Source organism: Kiloniella majae, assembly GCF_002118315.1.
GTDB lineage: Bacteria > Pseudomonadota > Alphaproteobacteria > Kiloniellales > Kiloniellaceae > Kiloniella > Kiloniella majae.
This window is the reverse complement of record NZ_MTSZ01000003.1, coordinates 600478-624358: the sequence shown is the minus strand read 5'-3', so window position 1 is coordinate 624358 and position 23881 is coordinate 600478. Positions and strand designations below refer to the sequence as shown.

The following is a 23881-nucleotide window of genomic DNA, read 5'->3' as shown; positions in this document are numbered from 1 at the left end:
TGTAACTTATTTACTTTCTAATCAGGAATTCTCGTCCCACCTTCACACGGGGGACGTTATCATATTCTACAATATCAGCCGTCGCATAGGTTTCAGACCAGCGATTAGGGAGGTAGCTCCCAGTACCAACGACATCAAGCGGTGCTTCGGCCTCGGCCATCAAGCGACACTTAGCCGGGCTAAAGCCGGACGAGGCAACAATCTTAACTTTGGTAAAGCCTTCCTTATCCAAAGCTTCCCGCATGGTCCAGATCGCTGCAGCTGATACACCCGGGCCAACCAAGTAACGAAGCTCTTCTTCATTTCGATAGCCACGAATAGCTCGCGGCACATTACGTTCCAGCACGGCGTAAGAACTCGGAGGATCAAGCGTCTCGACAAAGCGGCTTCCAGCCGTATCCAACCGAACGGACAACAAGCCTTCAGCGGCACGCTTTGGAAAGCGACGGCAAACCGTCAAGGCATCGGTAATCTCACGCGCAAAATAATCGACAAGAACAGTCATGGGATCACCCGGAAAAGTCTCATCGAACATTTCCGCAGCTTTTAAAGTCGATCCCGCATAGCCAATCAAGGCATGCGGCATTGTTCCCATGCCACTATCTTGCCCAAAGTAGTGTGCGGTCGCATCCGTCGCATTACCCACGAAACCAATGGCTCCGTTTTTACGCTTGGCGCGATCTGCCCCGACAGAAGCCGCATAAGCCATAATTTCAGCCATGTCTGTTCCCGCGCAATGGCGGGCATCCATTGCCAGAAAAGCAACGGAATGCAGGTCGGAGCACATTGTAAAGGCGTTATAGGCAGCAACACACGCAGGTCCAAGCCGTTGTAACAGCAAGGTTTCAAGATCAACAAGATGTCTGAGAGACCCGGTCAAGTACATAATAGGCTCACCCGCACCGACCCAGCGTCCTTCTGCATAACGAAGATCTATTTCGAGATCAAAATTACGCTTTTGCGCCATTTCTTCCAGCCACCTGATGACGAGCCCCGGCGCAGACACAACAGGACGCCGCATAAAGATGGCATAGGTCACCTTTTGATCACCAAACTTTTCAACGACCTTTTTACTTCTATTGAAATAATGGTCTGTCCAAGCCGTGATATCTTTATCCTCAACAGGCCAGAGGGAGGATCGCTCCTCCCTCTGGTGTTTGTTCTGTTGACGTTTTTCGTGCGTACTATCAGGCATTAAGCTTACCCGTGAATCGTCAGAACCTTAAGATGCTTGTGCAACAGGTGAAGAGGAACGGCTTTCACGCTCTTCTTTCAACTGTTCCGCGATCAAGAAAGCCAATTCCAAGGACTGGCTGGCATTCAAACGCGGATCACAGTAGGTGTGATAGCGTGCAGAAAGATCTTCATCTTTAATCGCCTGCGCCCCACCAATACACTCTGTCACATCTTTACCCGTCATTTCAAAATGAACGCCACCTGCATAGGTGCCTTCAGCTTTATGAACGGCAAAGAAGTTACGAACCTCGGCCAGAACACGATCAAACGGACGTGTTTTATATCCGCTGGAAGACTTGATGGTATTGCCATGCATAGGATCACATGACCAAACCACTTTCTTACCTTCACGTTCAACCGCACGGATCAGTGCTGGAAGATGCTCTTCAACTTTGTCATGGCCCATACGAACGATCAGGGTCAGGCGCCCTGCATCATTGTTCGGGTTCAAGCGATCAATAAGTTTCAATAGATCATCCGGGTTGGACGTCGGACCACACTTCATACCAATCGGGTTATGGATGCCACGCATAAATTCGACATGCGCTTCGTCCAGATGCCTTGTGCGATCACCAATCCACAGCATGTGTGCGGAACAATCGTACCAATCGCCAGTCAGGCTATCTACCCGGGTCAGGGATTCTTCGTAATTAAGAAGTAGCGCTTCATGACTGGTGTAGAAATCAGTTTCGCTCAACTGCGGAACCTTGTCTTCGGTCAACCCACAGGCTTCCATAAAACCAATGGCTTCATCAATACGTTGAGCTAAGGCTTCATAGCGATCTGACTGTGCAGAATTACGAACGAAATCATGATTCCAGTCATGAACCTTACGAAGGTTGGCATAACCACCCTGCGCAAAAGCCCGCAACAGATTCAACGTCGAAGCTGATTGATGATAAGCTTTTACCAAACGTTCCGGATCAGGAATACGCTCTTCAGGTGTGAAGCCAATACCATTGATGATATCACCACGGTAACTTGGCAGTTCCACACCATCGATAGTTTCGGTTCCGGCGGAACGTGGTTTGGCGAATTGTCCCGCCATACGACCAACCTTAACAACAGGGCAAGCAGCCCCAAATGTCAAAGCCACAGCCATTTGTAGCATTACCTTAAAGGTATCGCGGATATTATCGGGATGGAACTCGGCAAATGCCTCTGCACAATCGCCACCCTGTAACAGGAAGGCGCGGCCTTCGGCCACTTCACCAAGTTGTTTACGTAGTCTGCGTGCCTCGCCTGCAAAAACCAGTGGCGGTTGACCCGCCAAGGTTTTTTCCACGGAATCTACAATAGCAGAATCCGGGTATTCGGGCACCTGCCGAATATCCTTGGCGCGCCAGGAATTAGGTGTCCATTTCGCGCTCATTTACAATACCTCTAAATTACACAATATAATTTCACGTTTGACAGTTTTAATCGTCTTTTCTGTCCTTTACCAGCACAAAGCCTTACTTATCTTATATATTCATCAAAAATACATATCTCAAGCATATCCACAGTACGGAAGATGCTCTTGATATAGGCATTTATAATTCGAATTTCACTAGAATTTCATTTGCGACAAAGCCTATTCATGATTAATTGATAGCGATTCGCATTTATAGCTGCTGACATTTGAAACAGTACGGACGACAGGCTATAAACCCAGAAGAAACATTTGCTAGATTAAAAATCATACCGCCAATACAGCTACCCGAGATAGTATACTCAAGTAGTTAGCGGTCAGAAGCTAAGGGTCACTCAATGAGTAAAAAACAGATCAGCAGATTATTACGAGTAATTATTCCGCTGGCGATCCTCCTCTATTTTATCCCCCTCTTGACCATTGCCTTTATCATCATGGGGCTTTTGGATCTCGGGCGTCACCATCAGGTTACAGCAGATCTGGCAAAGAAATATTTTACGGGTAACGGCATGCTCACTTGGGCCTTATCACCGATCAACCTGTTTCTTGACCTCATCTCTGATCGGAACAGATATGTATATAAACTGGATGATTTTCCCGAAGGGCATCGCGCCGAGATCGCCAGCGTCCTCAAAGAATTTGATGATAATAAAGAAGAAATTATCAGCGACATTCGCGCCCAACTTGGTGGTGAGAGCCGTGGTATGTTGTTTTACAAATGGTATGGCAAAAACACCAATGATGCCGTTCCTGCCTTTAACAAGGAATTTACCTACATCAAAACCATCGGCGTATCCGTCTTTAATAAAAAGAAATCGACGTCACTGCATTTTGGCCCCTTACGCCTGACGTTACGTGTTCTTTATAACCTGACACCGATTAAAAGCGATAATATCTATATTGAAGTAGATGGCAAAAAACACTACTGGCACGATGAACCACTTTTCATTTTTGATGATACGATCCAGCATCAATCCATCAATGAAGAAGATCATGAACGTTATTGTGTCTTTGTTGACGTTCTGCGGCCATCGGCCTTCACAGGGTTACAAAACGTCTTCATGCAAATCATGCAGACAGTCTTTATTAACTTTAATGGTATTTTCTACAAAAACTGGACTTTTCTTAAATAGGTAAGGTCCTGAAAAACTCTTTAGAAAATCAATAATAAAAGGCTGCGCGAATATCGTGCAGCCTTTTTAAATGTACCCAAATGTCAGCTTAGTTTTAAGTTTACTTTTTTACAGGTTCTCGCATTGTAACAAACTCTTCCGCGGCGGTTGGATGTATGCCAACAGTTGCGTCAAACATATCCTTCGTCGCCCCGGCTTTGATCGCAACAGCAAAGCCCTGAACAATTTCAGGTGAATCAGCCCCCACCATATGAAGTCCGACAACTTTCTTGCCATGTTTTTCGACAATCAGCTTCATCAAAGCCCGTTCATCACGGCCGGACAAAGTGTGCTTCATGGGACGGAAAGAAGATTGATAGACATCGACATCACTATAACGATCCAGCGCCTGTTCTTCGCTTAATCCAACCGTACAAACGGGCGGATGGCTAAAGACAGCGGTCGCAACATTATGATGATCCATCGCGCGGGGTTTGCCCTTAAAGGCAGTATCAACAAAAGCCATTGCTTCCTGAATGGCAACGGGTGTCAGATTGATCCGATCGGTCACATCACCAACAGCATAGATATTCTTCGCCGTTGTCTGCGAGAATTCATCAACCTTGATTGCATCTCTGCTGTTCAGTTCAACGCCAGCCTTTTCAAGGCCAAGTCCTTCGACATTCGGCTTACGCCCTGTCGCCGCGAAAACAGCGTCTACTTCGACCTTACGACCATCAGAATAGGTAACTTCCAATCCACCATCTGTTTTCTCTATATTCTCAATCGTCAGATTAAGCTCAAGCGCAATGCCCTTTTTCGCCATTTCAGTGCCGAGGAATTCCCGAACATCACGGTCAAACCCACGTAAAAGTGCGTCGCCACGATAAACTTGTGTTACGTCGGAACCCAGACCATTGAAAATACCGGCAAATTCGACAGCGATATAACCACCTCCATAGACGATCACGCGTTTGGGCAGTTCATCCAGATGAAACGCTTCATTAGAGCTTATAGCATGTTCCCAGCCTTTTCCTTCGGGGAAAACAACGTGCCCACCAGGCGCCAACAGGATCTTATTCGCAGTAAAGGTTTGATCGCCAACACGCACGGTATGTCGATCTTCAAGAACAGCACGCCCGTCATACCTTGTCACATTTGCATTTTTTAAAATGCCTTTATAAATGTCCTCAAGGCGATCAATCTCTTTGTCTTTATTGGTAATCAGCGTTTTCCAGTCAAAAGAACTATCACCAACAGACCAACCAAACCCTGCAGCATCTTCAAACTCTTCGTGGAAATGACTTGCGTAAGAAAAGAGTTTCTTGGGCACACATCCGCGAATGACGCATGTTCCACCATAGCGATACTCTTCTGCCAATGCGACTTTAGCGCCCGTGGCTGCGGCCATTCGTGCACCACGCACACCACCAGATCCCCCACCGATCACAAACAGATCGTAATCATATTGAACATCATCATCGTGATAGGTAGGCATGCCACAGGCTCCTGAAAGATAAAGCTATATTATTGGTACTAAATACTTAGGACAGACTAGATAGAAATAAAAGTATCGAATTTAAAGAGCGAATAATAACGATCACTTCAAGAGGCGTAAAAAATTCGCCTGTTCACCCCATAAACCACTGTTTTTTTCTATGCAGTTTAATATTCACAAAATCGTGACAAGGTAATAGTTTTTTAAGCCGTTATAAACAAATTACAACACCCCCAGCTTTTATCGAAGGCCCCCAGCTTATGAAATTCAATCGCTACATTTTGATTATGGCCTCCCTCCTCTGTTTTCCCGCACTGGCACACAGTGAGGAAAGAAAATTATCTGGCGAGGAAATCAGACAGTATCTCACAGACAAAAAAGTTGTTCATCGTCAAGATGCAAACAATGCTTTCTGGCAAACCTTTCATGCCTCAGGAGTAACCCATTACCAGGCGCAGGACCAAAAAGCCGAACAGGGAAAATGGAGTGTTCAAGCTAATCAGTACTGCTCGCAATGGGGACCTTTTGGATGGACTTGCTATGATATGACAGCCCAAGACAACCTTATCACCTGGATATCCAAAGAGGGGACCCTTTATAAAGGTCGGATCACAACACAATAAGGGTTCGATAGGTTTAGATATTACCCCTCTAGCTTTACAATGACCTTGCCTTGATTAGTTCCGGCTAACAGGCTTTCCAGCCCCTTAGGCGCAGAGAGCAGTCCCTCAAATACCTCTTCGCTAAAGCTTAACTTACCCGCTTTATACAAAGGCAGAAGCCCAGAAACAGCTTCGGAGAGACGGTGCATATGGTCAAAGATCAGGAAACCCTGCATCTTGGCGCGCTTCACCAACATGGTGCGTGATACCCGTGGGCCATCCACATGATCAGGAGATATACCTATCACTCCACACACAGTCATCCGTGCCCCAATATTAAACAGATTCATGACAGTATCAGTAATCGGACCACTGACATTATCAAAATAGACGTCAACACCATCAGGGCAAGCATTGGCAAGATCGCCAGCCAAATCGGTCGCCGTTTTATAGTTCAGTACGGCATCATATCCAAATTCCTTGAGACAGCGTGTAGCTTTTTCATCACTTCCCGTAATACCAACAGTGCGACAGCCCCTTGCTTTGGCAATCTGCCCTACCATAGATCCCACAGCACCTGCAGCGGTTGAAACAACAACAGTCTCCCCCTTTTTGGGATCGCCAATTTCGGTTAATCCAAACCAGGCTGTTGCACCTGTCATGCCCAGCACATGAAGGTTGATCGAAAGAGGGCCATCTTCAGGATTAACCTTGCGCTCAATATCCGAGCCATCGCTTATTGTAAATTCCTGCCAGCCAAACAATCCGTAAACAAACTCTCCAACAGTATAATCAGGGTGTTTGCTATCAACCACTTCCCCCACGGCAAAGCTGCGCATGACTGCGCCAATCTCGACAGGCGGAATATAATTCGGCATATCCGTCACCCACCCGCGCATTGCTGGATCAACAGAAAGATAATGATTCTTGATCAGAAACTGGCCATCAGACAAAGGAGAAACTTGTTCTGCTTCCAATCGGAAGATATCAGCCGAAATTGTAGGGCTTGGACGTGTTGCCAACACAAGTTTACTATTTTTCATCTGATTGCCTTTAGTTCTGAGCCTTAAGAAGTTTTATTTGGGCATACCTTTTGGGCACACAGCCGATAGATTTGACTTCATCACTATAAATTTAGAGCACAGATATTAAACAAAAAAATGGCCTGTTACTGCAAATAACAGAAACAGGCCACAAACAAGGCAATAAGATTATATTTCTATTTACTTAAGACGCTCGAATACAAATCGATAGTTAACCGGTACCACAGTCGAAACAGAACTCAAATCCGCTAATTCGCGTAAAACTTCAACCCCAACTTCCAAATTGAAATCTTCTACATCAAGCATCACGATCAAATCTGGCTGAACCACAATCCGTGTCGGACTAAGACGTGTCACAACGATAGAGCTTGTAATTTCACTGGTTGCACCCGCAATTGACACGTTAGTATCTACGTCTTCCAAAATCATCATTTCGCCAGATTTCAGGGCGACCAAAGAAGCAATATCAACATCCATGGTAAGTGTTGCTTGCGGCCACGAAGCCACTTTAAAGACATGTTCTTTTAAGCGCTCATCCCGAATATCGATACCAGTCTGCACAGAACTCAGCTCAATCTCGATTTGCGCCTTACCTTCAGCGCTCACACTTCCTTTTAGATTAGGAAAATAATGGCTCTCCCCAACAGATGTTTTCTTGATAGAGCCAAAGCTTAATCGCGAACTGTCATTATCAAGTTGCCAACCATTGGCCATTGCCTTCAAAGGCAAAGCCACCAAAGCGAATGCCAATAGAAAATTAATTGTATATTTTAGCATAATAAAAACCTTAAATTTTGTTAGTCCCAATTATAAAACACGCAACAGCAACTTTTATTCATGAGTAAAAAACTTTATTTAAAATCAGCTCTCTAAACCCATGTTAATATACTTAATTTCTAAATATTCCTGAATGCCATATTGGCCCCCTTCACGGCCAATCCCGGACTCCTTAATTCCCCCAAAAGGTGTCGCTTCGGATGATAGCGTCCCTGAATTGGCCCCGATCATACCGTAGTCCAAAGCTTCGGATACACGCCACACCCGACCAACATCACGGGAAAAGAAATAAGCCGCCAAGCCATAGCGCGTCGCATTCGCCAACTCAATGGCCTCCTCCTCATGCTCAAAACAATAGAGTGGCGCGATTGGTCCAAAAATTTCTTTGTGGAAAACCTGCATATTTTCAGTCACGCCCGTCAACACTGTCGGCGCATAAAACTGATCTCCAAGATCCATTGACATCCCCCCAACCAGAGCTTCGGCCCCTTTCGACAAGGCATCACGAACCAGACCATCAACTTTATCAATAGCCCGGTCATCAATTAGCGGCCCTAACTCAACGCCCTTTTCTTGACCAGCGCCAACCTTTATATCTTTTACAGCCTTTGCCAGTTTCTTGGCGAAAACATCGTAAACACCTTTTTGGATCATGATCCGATTGGCACACACACAGGTTTGTCCTGCATTGCGAAACTTGCTTGCGATCAAGTGCTTTACCGCAAGATCAAGATTGGCATCGTCAAAAACAATAAAAGGTGCATTTCCGCCAAGCTCCATGGAAACCTGCTTTACCGTCAAAGCACACTTTTCCATCAGGACCTTGCCGACAACGGTTGACCCCGTAAATGACAGCTTGCGAACCGCATGGTGGGACGTCATTTCATCCCCGATTTCTCCTGCCTTGCCCGTCACAACATTAAAAACACCATCCGGCAGACCAGCTCTCTGAGCCAAGACAGCCAAAGCAAGAGCCGAGAAGGGAGTTTGTGGTGCTGGCTTCACAACAACAGTACATCCCGCAGCCAAGGCAGGCGCACACTTTCGCGCTATCATCTGCGCCGGGAAGTTCCACGGTGTAATCGCTGCAACAACGCCAATTGCCTGTCGAATTGTCAGAAGCTGTTGATTCTGACGTCCTGCCGGAATTGTTTCGCCATAAATCCTTTTAGCTTCTTCTGCAAACCATTCAATATACCCGGCGGAAGATTTGATTTCCCCTCTGGCTTCGTCCAACGGTTTGCCCTGTTCCGCCGTCATGATCAGCGCCAGATCATCTTGGTTCTCTAACATCAGCTCGTGCCAGCGCCTCAAAATGGAAGCACGTTCTTTTGTTGTTTTTGCCTTCCAGCTTGCAAGGGCCCCTTCCGCACACTCGATTGCTCTGCGTGTTTCCCCTGCCCCCATCCAAGGCATTTGCCCCAATTCATTTCCCGTAGCTGGGTCATATACAGGAACGGTTCTGTTAGAATTTGCATCAACCCACTTACCCGCGATAAAAGCCTGTTGCTGGAAAAGAGACTTATCTCGTAAAGAAAGAGACATTGTAGGTATCCTAAACAAGTGTAGGTTGGCGGCGTCAGCAATTGGACAACACGAGAATTGAGTAGCTTGAACGCTAAACAAGCATAGACCTCAGTTCAAGATCCAATTATCCCGGCGTCTTACATTAATGGTAAACTGCCCCCAGACCAACGCCACTCTAAAACACAAAAATTTTGTAAATTAAAAATACCAATAACTAATTGATAACATTTGAATTAAAGCAAAAGGATTTCTTAAAAATAAATTCACATATTTATAGGCATAATTATTATTTTTTGAATTTCAATACCCCTGATGAGGTATTGCTGAAACAGAAAAATCATTGATAGATCTCGTAAGCAATTTTGAAAAATGCGTAATGTTCCTCAAAGTTCAGCTTTACTATGGAGATCTAAACAAATGAAAAAAATTTTCCTGGCGAGTACCGCACTTGCAGCAGGTTTTTCTTTTACGGCATCTGCGTCTGCAACAGATACAAAAATCAAGTGGTCAGCCTATACTGACTTTAACGTTTCATCAACAGGCGTTGACGGTGACGTAGCTGGTGGAGACACCAATAAAGGCCTTGATTTCAACACCAACTCCGAGATTCATTTAAATGCGTCTCAAACAAGTGATAATGGCCTGACCTATGGCCTTCATATTCAATTAGAAGCAGATCAAAACAATACAAACAACACCGACGAAAACCATATCTTTGTCGAAGGCGACTTCGGACGTGTCGAACTTGGGGACCAAGATTCGGTCGGCGACAGAATGATGGTCTCAGGCTCTTCAGTAGGGTTCCAGTACGGTATGTTCGGTAATTACACTGGTGGCTTATCAGCACTCGAAAATGAAGGCAACTTAGGTCGTACCGCTGCGGATTTCAGTGATTCATCTGACGCTTCTAAAATTACATATTTCACTCCAACATTTAATGGTTTTAAAGCGGGTTTATCTTTTGCCCCTGACAGTGACTCTGGGCAAACTGTGAGCGGTGATGAAACAAGCTTTAACAATCACTTGGATGCCGGCCTAAATTATTCTGGTACCTTTAATGATTTTACCATTGATGCCGCTCTGATCGGTGCGACCCATGAAGTCACTAACCAAGGAACTTCAGACGACACATATTATGCAGTAGGTGGTGGTGTAATGCTTGGCTATGCCGGCTTCAAAGCAGCCGTCGGAGTGCTACATGAAGACACAGAAGATACAAGCGAAATCAACACCGTTGATACAGGTCTGTCATATGGTATTGGTGCCTGGAGCTTATCTGTCGGGGCCGCTTGGTCAGAATTTGATCAAGATAACGGGATCGAAAATGAAAGTATAGCCTACTCCGCAGGTGTCGGATACGAAATCGCTCCAGGACTATCAACCTGGGCAGGTGCAACAATCGGCGACTATGAAGGAGGTGTTGAAGACTTCACCAACTTCCAAACAGGCATTTCTGTTGCGTTCTAAATTCTGTATCAATCAGGCTAAATTCTGCATCGGTCAGAACATCGAAAAGAGGTTTGCAATTTGCGGACCTCTTTTTACTCCACGCAAAATTAGAAAAGTCATAAAAATTACTATCAAAACCAAAAAGAAATTCTGATTTGGAAGAATAGAAATAAATCATACATACAGAATACGAGAAATAACCTTCACCTCCTTAGAAGGGATACTCATCTGGTCTCTGACAACTTCTTTTGCAAAAACAGGTTTACGTTTATGTCTTTAACAAACGATCTCACCTCTTTCTTTATTCTTGGTGAACTCGACATGATCAAGAAGTTCATTGCAGATGAAGTCGGAATGGCCTTCCCGGACAGTAAGGTCTTCATTAACCGTGGCAACGACATTCATCTTCCTTACAATTATACGGAATTTCCTCACTGTATTTTATATATTTCAGCAACACTCAGTAAAAATTGCTTACTAAAAATAGCATCAATCAAGCAAAATTCTTCGGCAAAAATAATACTTATAACCGATGAAAAAACAGGACCATCTCATATTCTGAATACCGTTGAGGTTGAAGCCATCTATTCCATAAACAAGCCAATTGACGGACTATTCAATTTAATCCAACAATCATTTTCAATGGACACTTCACAAAAGAATGAAATACTTCATTCTGATGAAGGCTTGTTTTCGGATATAAAATTAACAACAACAGAGATTCAAATTTTGACTTTACTCAAAACAGGGATGAGTAATAAAGAAATCGCAAACATAACAAAAAAATCAGAAGGCACCGTTAAGGTGCAATTAAAATCCATTTATAAAAAACTAAACATACACAGCCGCACGGAAGCCATGAACTTGTTCATAGCCTGATATCACAGCGGCTAGACACCACGAAACCAAACCATTCATGAGGACTGATTTTATTTTGCTCAAACGGTTAATGAGTTGTTCGAAAGGAAATCATAAAATTCATCCAAAAGAACATTTTGCGTCCTAGTTTTACGGCGGGCCACTTCGATATTAATTGTTATTGGGTTAGATTCTGGAAAGACGCGAACAACATCCTGCTCTTGAGATTTCCCTAAATCATCATAAAAACCTATACCTGCCCCTTTTTTTATCAAACTACGCATGGCTTCGGCATCTTTTACAGTAACAAGTTTGGTAATATTTTCGACTTGCTTAAAAAGCTGGCTCTGCTGATTAATTTTAAGCCAGGATTTATAATCAGAAAGAAGATTAGAGCTTGCAATAATTTCTAGATCAAAAATATCTTCATATCGAAGTTCAGGTGAAACTCTCGACAAATACTCATGTGATGCGACAAGATGCCGTTGAAAGGTGAAAAAGGGATGTGTTTCAAAGAAACTTGTTTTTTTAAGAGCAGTGACCAGACCCAAATCAATATCATTTGCCAACAATCCCGCTTCGAGAGCATCGTGATCTAATTCAAAAATTTCGAGCCGAACCCTAGGATGCTCCACTTTAAATTTATGAACAATCTCTGGTATAAAAAAAGAAGTTAACTCAAAATGCACCCCCAGACGAATTGTCCCCTCTAAATTTTGCCGATTATTGCGTAAACAATTTACAACAGCATCAATTTCATCGATACGTTCCCGTGCATATTCGAACAGGCACTTTCCTTCTTTTGTTAAATAGATTTTTGAATTTTTCCGTTCAAAAAGAACCAATTCTGTTTCGTCTTCAACATCTTTCAGCTGAGCACTTATCGCAGGCTGAGTTCTATAAAGGCGTTCCGCCGCCTTCGTTATTGAACCTTCATCTGCCACAACGGTAAATGTACGTAGCTTATTTAAATCAATCATAACCCAACATTACTCGATATAATTATGTTCAAATGGAATGAGAAAAACAGTAAGGGGATCAGCAACGAAATCTCTTCAGCTTCATTACCTGTCGCTGATATAGGAATTTAGTTACACGCTTCAATAGTGCTTAAGCCAATAGCACCAACAACAGAAGCTAGAATTTCAACTTACCAACACAAAAATGTAAGAAAGTTTACATTATTAACATAAATAATTATATTGCGATTCATAAAACCTCCCCATTACAGGTAATTTCCGTGATTGATCAAAAGCGCATAGGTATTAACAGTCGTCAGGACCAAATAATTGATCTTGTTCGGGAACGGGGATTTGCATCCCTAGAAATGCTCGCCGAAAAATTCAGAGTTTCACAACAGACTATTCGCCGCGACATTATTTATTTAAGCGAGAAAAATCTACTCCAACGCCATTTTGGAGGGGCTGGATTACCTGCCGGGATCGACGGTTTGGCCTATCCAAATCGCAAGGTCCGAAATGCCAAAGAAAAGGCAGCCATTGGTAAAGAGATTGCCAAGCAGATACCAAATGGATCATCCCTGTTTATCGATATTGGCACAACAATGGAAGCCGTCGCAGAAGCCCTCATAAGACACGAAGGCCTTAGAATTCTTACAAACCATATTGGTGTTGTTTCAATACTTTGTGAAAAAACTGACTTCGAGATTATTTTACCGGGTGGGTTAGTTCGTAATAAAGATCGTGCCATTGCAGGCGAAACCACAACAGAATTTTTAAAAAATTTCAGGGTCGGATACGGTATCTTTGGAATTGGAACGATCACAAACGACGGACAGCTTCTGGACTACGATTATCGAGATGCTCAAGCCTCCAGAGCAGCTCTGGAAATTTCTCGCCATAAATTTGCTGCTGCTGATCATACAAAGTTTAACGCTGACGCTATGATGCCCTTTGCCAATGCAGCAGAAGTTGACGGCATTTTCACGGATATACGCCCCCCAAAACCAATCATAGAGGCACTAGATAAGGCTAAAACAAAGCTTTTTGTTGCTCAAAAATAACCACCCCCCCTAAGTAGCAAGGCCCCATTAAGGCCAAGTGGATTACGAGCAAAATTGGTTTTCTTCACCTTAGAATGTAAGTTTATTTACATTCGTGTAATGTTATGTACACAATAGTTACATAAATCAATTCTATACAGGCATCATATTTTGGTGCTGACGCCTCTCAATGAGGGAACAGAAACCTGAAAGGCAAAAGAGAGAAATGTCAGCGATAGAACTACAGGGCGTGAGCAAGATTTGGGGAGAAACGACGGCTGTGAACAACGTTTCCTTTTCCATTGACCAAGGTACTTTTGCCGTACTGCTGGGACCGTCAGGCTGTGGCAAATCTACCTCCTTGCGAATGATCTCCGGTTTAGAGGAAATCAGCAAAGGAAGCCTTTTCATTGGCGGTGAAGATGCGACGATTGCATCACCTGCTGATCGTAACCTTTCTATGGTGTTTCAAAATTACGCGCTTTTTCCTCACTTGAATGTCGAAGAAAATATTCTCTTTGGGTTAAAGGTACGAAACACCCCTAAACAACTGCAGAAAGAACGTCTTAAAAAGGTTGCTGAACAGGTTGGCCTTGAACAACTACTGGATCGCAAGCCCGCACAGCTTTCTGGAGGGCAAAGACAGCGCGTTGCTCTTGCGCGCGCAATTATCGCTGAAAATCCGATCTGCCTGATGGATGAACCTCTATCAAACTTAGACGCAAAGCTTCGTCACATCATGCGCGTCGAAATTCGCGCACTTCAGCAAAGGTTAGGCATGACCGTTATTTATGTCACGCATGACCAAGCTGAAGCCATGAGTATGGCGGATAAAGTCATCTTGATGTGTGATGGTAAAGTCGAACAAGAAGGCACGCCGGAAGAACTCTATAACAAACCTGCGACAACCTTTGCAGCAGCTTTTATTGGCACACCACCAATGAACCTTATCGATCCTGTCGCCTGCGGTTTAGACAAGAAAATATCACAAAATCAGCAAGACAATTTTTTGATCGGTATCAGACCAGAAGATATTGTCCTGTCGAATGAAAATGGCCTTAAAGCAGAGTTGATTTCAGCAGATTATCTAGGGGCCGATACAGTCGTTACCGCCAAGATCCAAGATCAGGAGATACTTGTGCGGACCCCCGGAAAAGTCACGATTACCAAACCAACATCTACACGACTGCAATGGCCTGTAAAATCCGTGCACGTCTTTGATAAATCAACAGGTAAGCGCAACGATAATATCGAGGTTTTACCTATCTAAATTTAAAATCTTCACACCCCCTTCTACACACTGTAGCGGGACCAAAAAGGAAGCCGGAAGTACGGTCTTCCTCAATCACAAGAGGACTACACCATGCTGAAGACACTAAAGAGGAAAGCCGGAAGTTTGGCTCTCGCCACGACCTTGGGATTAGGAGTTTCGACAGGAATAGCTACAGGTGCTTCTGCCGTTGAACTTACAATGTACTACCCCGTTGCTGTGGGTGGACCGTTAACAAATATCGTTGATGGGCTCGTTGAAGATTTTGAAAAAGAGAACCCGGATATTACAGTGAATGCCATCTATGCCGGTAATTATAACGATGCCCGTATCAAAGCTCTCGCGGCTCTTAAAAGTGGAGAGCCAGCACAAACATCAGTGATGTTTTCCATCGATACCTATGAACTCATTGAGCAAGGTGCAATCGTTGCATTTGACGATGTCGTTGAGACCAAAGAAGAAAAAGAGTGGCTGAACAGTTTCTATCCAGCCCTTATGGAAAACGGTCAGACTCAAGGAAAAACATGGGGCATCCCCTTTCAACGCTCTACAATTGTTATGTACTATAACAAAGATGCTTTCCGTGCAGCAGGTCTCGATCCGGAAACACCTCCGGCGACCTGGGACGATTTAATTTCAGCAGGAAAAAAACTGACCAAAGATGGTCAATGGGGCGCAATGATCCCCTCCACAGGCTACCCCTATTGGATGTTTGGCGCGCTTAGCATGCAGAACGATCAAGTTCTGATGAATAGCGACGGTAACGAAACATACTTTGATGCTCCGGCAACAATCGAAGCACTCGAATTCTGGAAAGACCTGGGCACAAAACACGGCATCATGCCAGAGGGAACAATTGAATGGGGCACACTCCGTCAAAACTTCCTTGAGGGCAAGACAGCTATGATGTGGCATTCCACAGGAAACCTCAGTGTCGTAAAAAAGAACGCAAAGTTTGATTTCGGCGTTGCAATGCTGCCTGCTCAAAAACGCCGTGGCACACCAACAGGTGGTGGTAATTTCTACATTTTTGAGAAAACGTCCGCAGAAGAACGAAAAGCAACGATGAAGCTTATCCGCTTTCTCACAGAACCAAAACGGACTGCTGAATGGAGTATGAAAACAGGTTATCTCGGTACGAAACCTGCGGCTTATGCTACGACAGAAATGAAGCAATACGTTGCTGATTTTCCACCAGCAGCAGTTGCACGAGATCAGCTGGAATTCGCAACAGCAGAGCTTTCCACTTACCAAAATGGCCGTGTTCGCAAACTTCTTGATGATGCAATACAAGCAGCCCTCACAGGTTCAAAAACACCAAAAGAAGCCCTGGAAGGCGCACAAAAACAAGCTGATCGCTTACTGAAGCGCTATCGTTAAATACTAAACTGCACCTTCCCCGGAGATGATGATTTATCGTCTCCGGGGTCTTCTGTTTCTATCTTCGTTCGTTTCCGTTGAATAATTTATGAGTACCAATAGATGAAGCATGCTTCGACAAAACATCAGCTATATGGGTGGCTTTTATTATTGCCAGCCACCTTATTTCTGTTGGCCTTCACCTATTACCCTACTCTTGCGACATTAGCGAAAAGCTTCTTCTCCCAGGGCACAGCAATAAGACCAGCAGCATTTGTGGGATTAGAGAATTATACTTTCATGTTAGAAGACGATGTATTCTGGCAAGTAGCATGGAACAATGTGATTTACGCACTATTCACCATTCCCATTTCGATAGCCTTGGCATTGATGATGGCTATTTGGGTGAATAGCCGTTTAAAGTTTAAATCTTTGGCACGTATGAGTTTTTTCTTACCCACGATGCTGCCAATGATTGCAGTCGCAAATATCTGGCTTTTCTTTTACACACCAGAAATTGGTTTAATCGATCAAGTAGCCAGTGTTTTTGGCATAGAAAGTCATAACTGGCTCGGCGATCCAGATACAGTTTTAGGCTGTATTATCGTAATAACCATCTGGAAAGAAGCTGGGTTTTTCATGATTTTTTACCTCGCCGCGCTGCAGACACTGTCACCCGAGCTAGAAGAAGCCGCCCGTCTGGAAGGGGCCAGTCGCTGGTACTATTTCCGCAGAATTATGTTTCCATTATTAATGCCAACAACCTTATTTGTTCTGATCAATGCCGTAATCAATTCATTCAAGTTGGTCGATCACTTGTTCATTTTAACAAAGGGTGGGCCAGATAACGCAAGCTCACTATTGCTCTATTATATCTATGAGGTTGCTTTCAGCTTCCTTGATCAAGCTTACGCATCAACCCTTACGGTAATTCTTCTCGCTGTACTCGCAATTATTGCAATCGGGCAGTTTGTCTTTCTTGATAAAAAGGTCCACTACCAGTGATTATCAACCTGCAAGGACGAAAGTTCTCAATCTCTCTTGAATCAAGCGCAGCCTATTTTCTCGCTTTTCTCTGGGTCCTACCGCTCATCTATGCGCTTTGGGCTGCGTTTCACCCTGCTGAATACGCGACCCGCTTTGAGCTTTTTGCACCGTTGACATTGGATAACTTTGCCACGGCATGGGAACAGGCCCCTTTTGCGCGTTATTTCCTCAATACCTTTTTACTGGTCACGTCTATTCTTCTCGTCCAATTCGTTCTCTGCACCCTGGCGGCCTACTCTTTTGCCCGGTTCGAGTTTCCGGGTAAATCAATCGCTTTTGGCCTCGTCCTAATTCAGCTCATGATTATGCCCGAAGTCTTGATTGTAGAGAACTACACGACAATGAGTAACCTTGGTCTTGTCGACAGCATTCTGGCAATTGGCTTACCCTACATGGCAAGCGCTTTTGGCATATTCCTTTTAAGACAAACCTTTAAAACAATTCCCCATGAGCTAGAGGATGCGGCAAAAATTGAGGGATGTTCTTTATGGCAAATACTGTGGAAAGTTTACGTCCCACTTGCCCGGCCAACCTATGTCGCTTTTGGCTTGGTATCAATCAGCTATCACTGGAACAATTTTCTCTGGCCACTTGTCATTACCAATTCCGTAACAACGCGCCCCTTAACCGTTGGCCTTGCTATTTTTGGCGCTCCGGAATCAGGTGTTGATTGGTCAATCATTACTGCCGGAACTCTTTTGGCCGTTGCGCCTTTACTTGTTGCGTTTCTTCTTTTCCAGCGCCAATTTGTACAGTCATTTATGCATGCGGGAATCAAATGACAATAATTATAAGCTGGAATATTCAATGTGGCATTGGTGTAGACGGCACAGTCGACCTTGAGCGGATTGCAAAGGTCATAAAATCCCAAGGTGACCCGGATATTATTTGCCTTCAAGAAGTTGCACGTTTTGACCCAATCTCTGACAAAGGTCAGGCAGCAGATCAATACACTATTCTCGCAGACCTGTTTCCTGAACATGCGTCTTTTTTTGGTCCGGCAATAGACCACCTGTATCCCGGAGAGGCCAATCGACGTCAATTTGGCAACATGGTCCTTTCACGTCTGCCCGTTGTACAGGTTTTCAATCACCTACTGCCCCAACCGCGCCCGGAAAAGCCCTGCAAGAACATGCCGCGGCAAGCACTGGAAATTATTGTTGATCTCGAAAGTGGCCCCTTGCGCATTGCAACAACACATCTTGAATACCACTGTAACAAACAACGTTATGCGCAAGCTGAATATCTATGCAAGGCACAGGAAGAGGTTATCGCAAACCAGGACTATCACCATATAGCCCCGCAATCAGGCCCCTACGCGGCGTTGCCCAGACCAGAACGCAGTATTATTTGCGGAGATTTTAATGCCGTCGTTGGCGAACAAACCTATCGCCTGTTAAATTCAGAAATACCGGAAATATCGGAACATTATATTGATGCATGGCTCGCTTTTCACAAGGGTAAAAGCCACGCCCCGACCTGCGGCATCTTCGACCCGGAGCAATGGCCAGAAGGCCCCCATTGCCGGGATTTTTTCTTCATCACAGAAAGCCTTGTGTCCAACGTGAAAAATGTGCGTGTAGATGAACAAACTGATGCGTCAGATCACCAACCTGTTGTACTGGAGTTGGAATAACCTCCCCTAAGAAACAGTAGATTATTCCTTTCAAAGGGCAACTTACTTCTGATTTTATGTGCAACCAGCCGTTAGAGAAGTCATAAATTTTCTGGTATCAGCAGGGCAGGTTAAACGCACAAAATTGATATGAGTATATTTTTTATCATTCAGTATTTTCTCATAATACTTTTTGTTACTTTTATAACTTTTCATTGTCCAAAGCAGAACTGAATCTCTACTTAAAAACGTTTTTCTGAAGCTCTCGATGTTGCCTGTACCCGGCCAGTTTTCTTTCTTCATTACAGCTCGAATCACGGCACGTTTTGACGCTTGGTAAAATGTTCTTATCCACGAATAATCTATCCAAATAACAGTATCAACATTAGTCCATTTGATAGATTGCGTGTGATTATAGTTTCCATCTAGTATCCAAGTTGTACCAGACGTACTTTCGGTAATTGCAGAAAGAAATTCTTTATCTGAAGCGTTTTCCCAATTTGGTTTCCAGTGAAAACATCCATCTCGATATGAGGATACCCCAATACACTGGCAAGATTACGGGCAACAGTGGACTTGCCACTACCACTGGTTCCAATAACATTAATACGTTTCATTATCTGAGTACCCTCAACAACACCTACTAATGGCCATATAGACACCAATAGGAATACACCCCAGCAAGAAGGTGTATTTTTCATTAGATAAAAATTTCAAAAGTCTAACGGCCTGAGTTTAAAGCCTACAAGATGCTACGTTTGGCGGATTAGCAAGAACCAAGAGTGATTATTACAATACCTCTTGAGGACCTTCTAAATTAAATCGTTAGATAATAAAAGTAGTGATCAGTTTCACGCTCAAATCCGAAGGATTCATAGAGGGACTGGGCTTTTGCATTAAGGATATCCGTCTCCAGCAAAATACCTTTGGAGTTCACCTTTTTCCCATGATCACGTGCCGCAGTTAACAGCTTTCTGGCAACGCCCTGTCCCCGTGCTTTCTCATGCACGAACAGATCATTCAGGATTAAATCCCGTCTGAGTGAAACCGACGAAAATGTTGGATAAATTTGGGTAAACCCAAGAACATCACCGCTATTATTTTGAGCATAAAACACCACGGATTCAGAACTATCCTGACGTTCTGAAAGGAAAACCTCACAAGCTTTGCGGTCACTTTCCTGACCATAGAACTGACGGTAAAGATCAAAACATTCCACCACTTTATGAATGGTCTGTGTATCGGCCTGCAAGATCTCTATTGTCATTTTATCGCGCTCGCTTTGTGATGTCAGAGCATTTTATAGAGATATTTTCAAAGGACATCAAAGGCTAAGATAATAATACCTATATGCCTTCCCTCTAAAAACTAAACCCCGACATCAATAGGTTTCGCGGGAATAATACTGTTGATCAAATCAGGGAGATACGTTCCTATTTTTAAGGGCACAAAAGTTTCATCAGATGCATTAATATCTGCGACGCCCCACCAACGATAGCCATGAAAATACTGATTTTCATTTTCATCAGGCATGGCCTGTGGCGGATCAAACTTTGTGGATCTGACTACATAAAAAATTTCATCCACGCAGATATCCCGTTGATTAAAGGTCAAGCGATGTTCTCTGGTCCAAACCAATGGGCCAATATCCCAATCAGAAATAAAAATCTCTTCATTCAATTCCCGACGCAAAGCAGCAACAGGATCTTCGTCAACCTCAAGTCCACCGCCAGGGGTTAACCACAGGGGTTCCGTATTTGGGTACTGCATACGCGCCAATAAAATCTTATCATCAGGCGACAATATAATCGCCCGAACAGCACTGCGTTTTCTCATCAATTAATCCGCAATCACTCAACAGTCACAGATTTGGCAAGATTTCTGGGCTGATCCACATCTGTCCCCTTCAGAACAGCTGTGTGATAGGCGAGAAGCTGAATGGGGAGGGCATAAAGGATCGGTGCCACAAAGGGATCAACCCTTGGCAAGACAACACTATGCTTGGCAATATCTCCGGCCCGGGCAACACCTTCTTCGTCAGAGAACAGAATAATCTGTCCGCCGCGGGCATGTACTTCCTGAAGGTTCGAGATCGTCTTTTCCATCATCGGTCCACTTGGGGCACAGGCAATGACAGGGACATTTTCATCAATCAAAGCAATGGGACCATGTTTCATTTCGCCCGCGGCATACCCTTCAGCGTGAATGTAACTGATTTCCTTAAGCTTCAATGCTCCTTCCATCGCCATGGGATAGAGATTACCACGACCAAGATAAAGCACATCCCTTGCTTCACTAACATCAGCAGATATTTTACGGATGGCCTCGTCTGTATTCAGGATTTCAGTAATTCTTGATGGAATTTCGGTCAAAGCCGAAGACAGCTCTGCTTCACGTTCCGGCGTAATGGTTCCTTTGGCGCGACCGATACCAATAGCAAGGCAGGCCAGAACAGTAAGCTGTGTGGTAAAAGCCTTGGTTGATGCCACACCAATTTCAGGACCAGCCAAAGTCGGCAGAACCATGTCTGATTCACGGGCGATAGTTGATTCAGGTACATTGACAACAGATATAATCTTTTGCCCTTGCTCCTTGGCATAACGAAGCGCAGCAAGAGTATCAATCGTCTCACCGGATTGAGAAATAAACAGACTGACACCATTTTCCGGCAACGGGGCTTCACGGTATCTGAACTCGGACGCGATATCGACTTCGACCAGTTGGCGAGCTTCCTGCTCAAGCCAGTATTTAGCCACCATTCCTGCCAAAGATGCCGTACCACACCCAACAATGGTCAAACGAGAAATATTAGCTAAATCGAAGGGAAAATCAGGTAGTTGGATTGAACGTGCCAGCGGATTAAAGAATGTATGCAGTGTGTCGCCAACAACAGCTGGCTGTTCATAAATTTCCTTCTGCATAAAGTGACGGTATTGGCCTTTGCCAATCATGGCGCCAGACACAGCAGTCTGAATAACTTCGCGGTTCAACAGATTCCCTGCAAGATCCCGGATGGTCGCACCATTATTGTCCAAAACGACCCAGTCCCCTTCTTCAAGATAACAAATCTGATCTGTCAGATGAGCAAGGGAAAGAGCATCAGACCCCAAATACATCTCGCCGTCACCATAACCAACGGCAAGCGGGCTGCCACGCCTTGCTCCGATCATCAAATCTTCTCGACCTGCAAAAACAATCGCAAGGGCAAAAGCCCCTTCCAGACGCTTGAGGGTCGTATGAACGGCTTCTTCAGGTGACAAACCATCATGCAGATAATTTGTGATCAAATGCACAACAACTTCAGTATCGGTTTCGGTCTGAAATACTTGCCCTTTGGCATCCAGTTCTGCACGAAGTTCCTGAAAATTTTCGATAATACCATTATGCACCAGCGATACCTTGTCACTGGCATGAGGGTGAGCATTAGTTTCATTGGGGCGGCCATGTGTTGCCCAGCGGGTATGTCCAATACCTGTCATACCCGTAATTGGATCTTCTTCGACACGATTCTGCAAATTAACAAGTTTGCCCTGAGCCCGACGTCTTTCCAGACCACCATCAACCAGTGTTGCAATACCCGCGGAATCATATCCACGGTATTCCAACCGCTTCAAACCATCTAATAAGAGAGGAACAACAGGCTTTGTACCGATAATACCAATGATGCCACACATAATGCTTTAGCCTTTTTTCTCTTCTTTAATTTTTTTGCGACTGGCACGGAAACTCGCCCCGGCACCGGCCTTGTCAATCAAACGTCCCCGGACGACAGCCATTGCATCGTCAGAGACTGACTTTGTAACAGTCGATCCCGCCCCGACAATAGCACCTGCACCAATATCAACAGGGGCAACCAGCGCCGTGTTAGATCCTATAAAGGCGCCCTCACCAATAGAGGTCTTCCATTTATTGAACCCATCGTAGTTACAGGTAATTGTTCCAGCACCAATGTTCGCTTTCGCGCCAACTTCGGCATCACCGATATAGCTCAAATGATTGACCTTGGCACTTTCGCCAAGTACAGCATTTTTGGTTTCGACAAAATTACCAACCTTGCCACCTTTTCCAATCACTGTACCCGGACGCAATCTGGCATAAGGACCGATTGCAGCTCCCTCACCAATGATTGCACCTTCCAAATGACTGAAAGCTTTGATATGGCTGTTATCAGCAATGGAAACTTTTGGACCGATAAAAACTGATGGTTCGATAATAATATCTCGACCGAATTGTGTATCTGTCGAAAGCCATGTCGTATCAGGGTCCATCAAAGTCACCCCCTGAGCCATTGCCTTCGCACGCAGACGCTGTTGTAAAATACGCTCAGCAACGGCTAACTCCTGGCGAGAATTAACCCCCATGACTTCTTCTTCGCCTGCTTCAACCGCACGTGTGTCCAGACCTTCAGCGTAAGCAAAATCAAAAATTACCGGAAGATAGTATTCACCTTGGGCATTGTTATTATCCAGCTGATTGATCAATCGATGTACTGTCGGGCCCTCACCGAGCAAAATGCCTGCATTGCAAAGATCAATCGCGCGCTCTTCATCTGTTGCATCAGCATGTTCAATGATGCCCATAACGCGGCCACTACTATCCTGCTTAACCCGTCCATAACGCCCGGGTTCTTTAGGACGAAAAGCCAGACCAATAAGCTTGGGTCCATTTTCGGAACATCTTTGTGTTAACATAGCTTGATAGGTTTCAGGCTGAATAAGTGGTGTATCCCCAAAGATCACCATAATGTCCGCCTGATCATCCGGACCACAGAAACCGTCCAGAGCCACAAAAGCCTGTTTCACCGCATGCCCCGTCCCCAGACGGTCGGCCTGAACAACTGTCTTATGAGGTGCCGCCGCTTTTTCTACAGCCTGAGCATCAGGACCAACGACAACGACGATACGATCAGGAGAAAGAGTCTCAACACCATCTAAAACATGCGACAGCATGGGTTTTTCTGCGAGGCAATGAAGAACCTTTGGCAAATCTGATTTCATTCGGGTGCCCTGGCCAGCAGCCAACACAATCACGGCGAGTTTACGTTTAGTCATAGATCTCTAGTATTCATCAATCTC

Annotated in this window: 22 protein-coding genes; 10 read left to right on the top strand and 12 right to left on the bottom strand. The window is 44.6% G+C overall.

What is annotated here, in order from left to right; genetic code table 11:
• Positions 1-10: 10 nt before the first annotated feature.
• Both BKB51_RS12450 and BKB51_RS12445 read right to left on the bottom strand, forming a co-directional pair.
• Complete coding sequence (locus tag BKB51_RS12450; protein WP_085901394.1) at positions 11-1195, bottom strand: nicotinate phosphoribosyltransferase; 1185 nt, start codon at positions 1193-1195, stop codon at positions 11-13.
• A 27-nt stretch (positions 1196-1222) separates the two neighbouring features.
• Entirely contained in the window at positions 1223-2608 is a 1386-nt protein-coding gene (locus BKB51_RS12445; RefSeq protein ID WP_085901393.1) for a class II 3-deoxy-7-phosphoheptulonate synthase, read from the bottom strand.
• Between the two features lie 377 nt (positions 2609-2985).
• Between BKB51_RS12445 and BKB51_RS12440 the strand changes: the two genes are divergently transcribed.
• Positions 2986-3780 carry an aspartyl/asparaginyl beta-hydroxylase domain-containing protein gene (locus BKB51_RS12440; protein ID WP_085901392.1) on the top strand — a complete coding sequence of 265 codons (795 nt, stop codon included), beginning with the start codon at positions 2986-2988 and terminating at the stop codon, positions 3778-3780.
• Positions 3781-3880: 100 nt separating this feature from the next.
• Here the strand turns inward: BKB51_RS12440 and gor are convergent, their stop codons facing one another.
• Complete coding sequence (gor, locus tag BKB51_RS12435; RefSeq protein ID WP_085901391.1) at positions 3881-5257, bottom strand: glutathione-disulfide reductase; 1377 nt, start codon at positions 5255-5257, stop codon at positions 3881-3883.
• Between the two features lie 260 nt (positions 5258-5517).
• Between gor and BKB51_RS12430 the strand changes: the two genes are divergently transcribed.
• Entirely contained in the window at positions 5518-5880 is a 363-nt protein-coding gene (locus BKB51_RS12430; protein ID WP_085901390.1) for a hypothetical protein, read from the top strand.
• 20 nt (positions 5881-5900) lie between these two features.
• Here the strand turns inward: BKB51_RS12430 and BKB51_RS12425 are convergent, their stop codons facing one another.
• From BKB51_RS12425 to BKB51_RS12415, 3 genes are all read right to left on the bottom strand, one after another.
• Positions 5901-6902, bottom strand: coding sequence for an NADP-dependent oxidoreductase (locus BKB51_RS12425; protein ID WP_085901389.1), 1002 nt, complete (start codon positions 6900-6902; stop codon positions 5901-5903).
• A 180-nt stretch (positions 6903-7082) separates the two neighbouring features.
• The gene (locus tag BKB51_RS12420) at positions 7083-7679 is read right to left on the bottom strand and encodes a YceI family protein (protein WP_085901388.1); all 597 of its coding nucleotides are present in this window, start codon (positions 7677-7679) and stop codon (positions 7083-7085) included.
• 84 nt (positions 7680-7763) lie between these two features.
• Positions 7764-9224 (bottom strand): NAD-dependent succinate-semialdehyde dehydrogenase, encoded by a 1461-nt coding sequence (locus BKB51_RS12415; protein ID WP_085901387.1) that lies wholly within the window; start codon positions 9222-9224, stop codon positions 7764-7766.
• A gap of 399 nt (positions 9225-9623) precedes the next feature.
• On the opposite strand from BKB51_RS12415, the gene BKB51_RS12410 reads away from it, so the two are divergent.
• Positions 9624-10673, top strand: coding sequence for a porin (locus BKB51_RS12410; RefSeq protein ID WP_158090220.1), 1050 nt, complete (start codon positions 9624-9626; stop codon positions 10671-10673).
• A gap of 252 nt (positions 10674-10925) precedes the next feature.
• On the top strand, positions 10926-11534 hold the full coding sequence (locus BKB51_RS12405; protein WP_085901385.1) for a helix-turn-helix transcriptional regulator: 609 nt from the start codon (positions 10926-10928) through the stop codon (positions 11532-11534).
• A gap of 59 nt (positions 11535-11593) precedes the next feature.
• Here BKB51_RS12405 and BKB51_RS12400 read toward each other — a convergent pair whose 3' ends face one another.
• Positions 11594-12493, bottom strand: a complete 900-nt coding sequence (locus BKB51_RS12400) for a LysR family transcriptional regulator (RefSeq protein ID WP_085901384.1) — start codon at positions 12491-12493, stop codon at positions 11594-11596.
• Positions 12494-12753: 260 nt separating this feature from the next.
• Between BKB51_RS12400 and BKB51_RS12395 the strand changes: the two genes are divergently transcribed.
• The 6 genes from BKB51_RS12395 to BKB51_RS12370 all read left to right on the top strand — a co-directional run bounded on the left by BKB51_RS12395 (position 12754) and on the right by BKB51_RS12370 (position 18827).
• On the top strand, positions 12754-13536 hold the full coding sequence (locus tag BKB51_RS12395) for a DeoR/GlpR family DNA-binding transcription regulator (RefSeq protein WP_085901383.1): 783 nt from the start codon (positions 12754-12756) through the stop codon (positions 13534-13536).
• A 205-nt stretch (positions 13537-13741) separates the two neighbouring features.
• Positions 13742-14785 (top strand): ABC transporter ATP-binding protein, encoded by a 1044-nt coding sequence (locus tag BKB51_RS12390; protein ID WP_085901382.1) that lies wholly within the window; start codon positions 13742-13744, stop codon positions 14783-14785.
• A gap of 93 nt (positions 14786-14878) precedes the next feature.
• Positions 14879-16165 carry an ABC transporter substrate-binding protein gene (locus BKB51_RS12385; protein ID WP_085901381.1) on the top strand — a complete coding sequence of 429 codons (1287 nt, stop codon included), beginning with the start codon at positions 14879-14881 and terminating at the stop codon, positions 16163-16165.
• 102 nt (positions 16166-16267) lie between these two features.
• Entirely contained in the window at positions 16268-17149 is an 882-nt protein-coding gene (locus BKB51_RS12380) for a carbohydrate ABC transporter permease (RefSeq protein ID WP_085901380.1), read from the top strand.
• Positions 17146-17973, top strand: a complete 828-nt coding sequence (locus BKB51_RS12375; protein WP_125911836.1) for a carbohydrate ABC transporter permease — start codon at positions 17146-17148, stop codon at positions 17971-17973. Before BKB51_RS12380 ends, BKB51_RS12375 begins: the two co-directional genes overlap by 4 nt.
• On the top strand, positions 17970-18827 hold the full coding sequence (locus BKB51_RS12370; RefSeq protein ID WP_085901379.1) for an endonuclease/exonuclease/phosphatase family protein: 858 nt from the start codon (positions 17970-17972) through the stop codon (positions 18825-18827). Before BKB51_RS12375 ends, BKB51_RS12370 begins: the two co-directional genes overlap by 4 nt.
• Before the next feature lie 404 nt (positions 18828-19231).
• Here BKB51_RS12370 and BKB51_RS20905 read toward each other — a convergent pair whose 3' ends face one another.
• The 5 genes from BKB51_RS20905 to glmU all read right to left on the bottom strand — a co-directional run bounded on the left by BKB51_RS20905 (position 19232) and on the right by glmU (position 23857).
• The gene (locus BKB51_RS20905; protein WP_198946719.1) at positions 19232-19423 is read right to left on the bottom strand and encodes a shikimate kinase; all 192 of its coding nucleotides are present in this window, start codon (positions 19421-19423) and stop codon (positions 19232-19234) included.
• Positions 19424-19623: 200 nt separating this feature from the next.
• Positions 19624-20073 (bottom strand): GNAT family N-acetyltransferase, encoded by a 450-nt coding sequence (locus BKB51_RS12360; RefSeq protein WP_198946718.1) that lies wholly within the window; start codon positions 20071-20073, stop codon positions 19624-19626.
• A 101-nt stretch (positions 20074-20174) separates the two neighbouring features.
• Positions 20175-20642: an NUDIX domain-containing protein gene (locus BKB51_RS12355; RefSeq protein WP_085901378.1), complete on the bottom strand. Its 468-nt coding sequence runs from the start codon at positions 20640-20642 to the stop codon at positions 20175-20177.
• Positions 20643-20656: 14 nt separating this feature from the next.
• Positions 20657-22480, bottom strand: a complete 1824-nt coding sequence (gene glmS, locus BKB51_RS12350) for a glutamine--fructose-6-phosphate transaminase (isomerizing) (protein ID WP_085901377.1) — start codon at positions 22478-22480, stop codon at positions 20657-20659.
• 6 nt (positions 22481-22486) lie between these two features.
• A complete protein-coding gene (gene glmU, locus BKB51_RS12345) occupies positions 22487-23857 on the bottom strand; it encodes a bifunctional UDP-N-acetylglucosamine diphosphorylase/glucosamine-1-phosphate N-acetyltransferase GlmU (protein ID WP_085901376.1) in 1371 nt (456 codons plus the stop codon).
• Positions 23858-23881 lie beyond the last annotated feature (24 nt).

Bases quoted from the DNA above. Each gene is read 5' to 3' on its own strand.
- BKB51_RS12450 (WP_085901394.1), bottom strand. From the start codon at position 1,195: ATGCCTGATAGTACGCACGAAAAACGTCAACAGAACAAACACCAGAGG.
- BKB51_RS12445 (WP_085901393.1), bottom strand. From the start codon at position 2,608: ATGAGCGCGAAATGGACACCTAATTCCTGGCGCGCCAAGGATATTCGG.
- BKB51_RS12440 (WP_085901392.1), top strand. From the start codon at position 2,986: ATGAGTAAAAAACAGATCAGCAGATTATTACGAGTAATTATTCCGCTG.
- gor (WP_085901391.1), bottom strand. From the start codon at position 5,257: ATGCCTACCTATCACGATGATGATGTTCAATATGATTACGATCTGTTT.
- BKB51_RS12430 (WP_085901390.1), top strand. From the start codon at position 5,518: ATGAAATTCAATCGCTACATTTTGATTATGGCCTCCCTCCTCTGTTTT.
- BKB51_RS12425 (WP_085901389.1), bottom strand. From the start codon at position 6,902: ATGAAAAATAGTAAACTTGTGTTGGCAACACGTCCAAGCCCTACAATT.
- BKB51_RS12420 (WP_085901388.1), bottom strand. From the start codon at position 7,679: ATGCTAAAATATACAATTAATTTTCTATTGGCATTCGCTTTGGTGGCT.
- BKB51_RS12415 (WP_085901387.1), bottom strand. From the start codon at position 9,224: ATGTCTCTTTCTTTACGAGATAAGTCTCTTTTCCAGCAACAGGCTTTT.
- BKB51_RS12410 (WP_158090220.1), top strand. From the start codon at position 9,624: ATGAAAAAAATTTTCCTGGCGAGTACCGCACTTGCAGCAGGTTTTTCT.
- BKB51_RS12405 (WP_085901385.1), top strand. From the start codon at position 10,926: ATGTCTTTAACAAACGATCTCACCTCTTTCTTTATTCTTGGTGAACTC.
- BKB51_RS12400 (WP_085901384.1), bottom strand. From the start codon at position 12,493: ATGATTGATTTAAATAAGCTACGTACATTTACCGTTGTGGCAGATGAA.
- BKB51_RS12390 (WP_085901382.1), top strand. From the start codon at position 13,742: ATGTCAGCGATAGAACTACAGGGCGTGAGCAAGATTTGGGGAGAAACG.
- BKB51_RS12385 (WP_085901381.1), top strand. From the start codon at position 14,879: ATGCTGAAGACACTAAAGAGGAAAGCCGGAAGTTTGGCTCTCGCCACG.
- BKB51_RS12380 (WP_085901380.1), top strand. From the start codon at position 16,268: ATGAAGCATGCTTCGACAAAACATCAGCTATATGGGTGGCTTTTATTA.
- BKB51_RS12370 (WP_085901379.1), top strand. From the start codon at position 17,970: ATGACAATAATTATAAGCTGGAATATTCAATGTGGCATTGGTGTAGAC.
- BKB51_RS20905 (WP_198946719.1), bottom strand. From the start codon at position 19,423: ATGAAACGTATTAATGTTATTGGAACCAGTGGTAGTGGCAAGTCCACT.
- BKB51_RS12360 (WP_198946718.1), bottom strand. From the start codon at position 20,073: ATGACAATAGAGATCTTGCAGGCCGATACACAGACCATTCATAAAGTG.
- BKB51_RS12355 (WP_085901378.1), bottom strand. From the start codon at position 20,642: ATGAGAAAACGCAGTGCTGTTCGGGCGATTATATTGTCGCCTGATGAT.
- glmS (WP_085901377.1), bottom strand. From the start codon at position 22,480: ATGTGTGGCATCATTGGTATTATCGGTACAAAGCCTGTTGTTCCTCTC.
- glmU (WP_085901376.1), bottom strand. From the start codon at position 23,857: ATGACTAAACGTAAACTCGCCGTGATTGTGTTGGCTGCTGGCCAGGGC.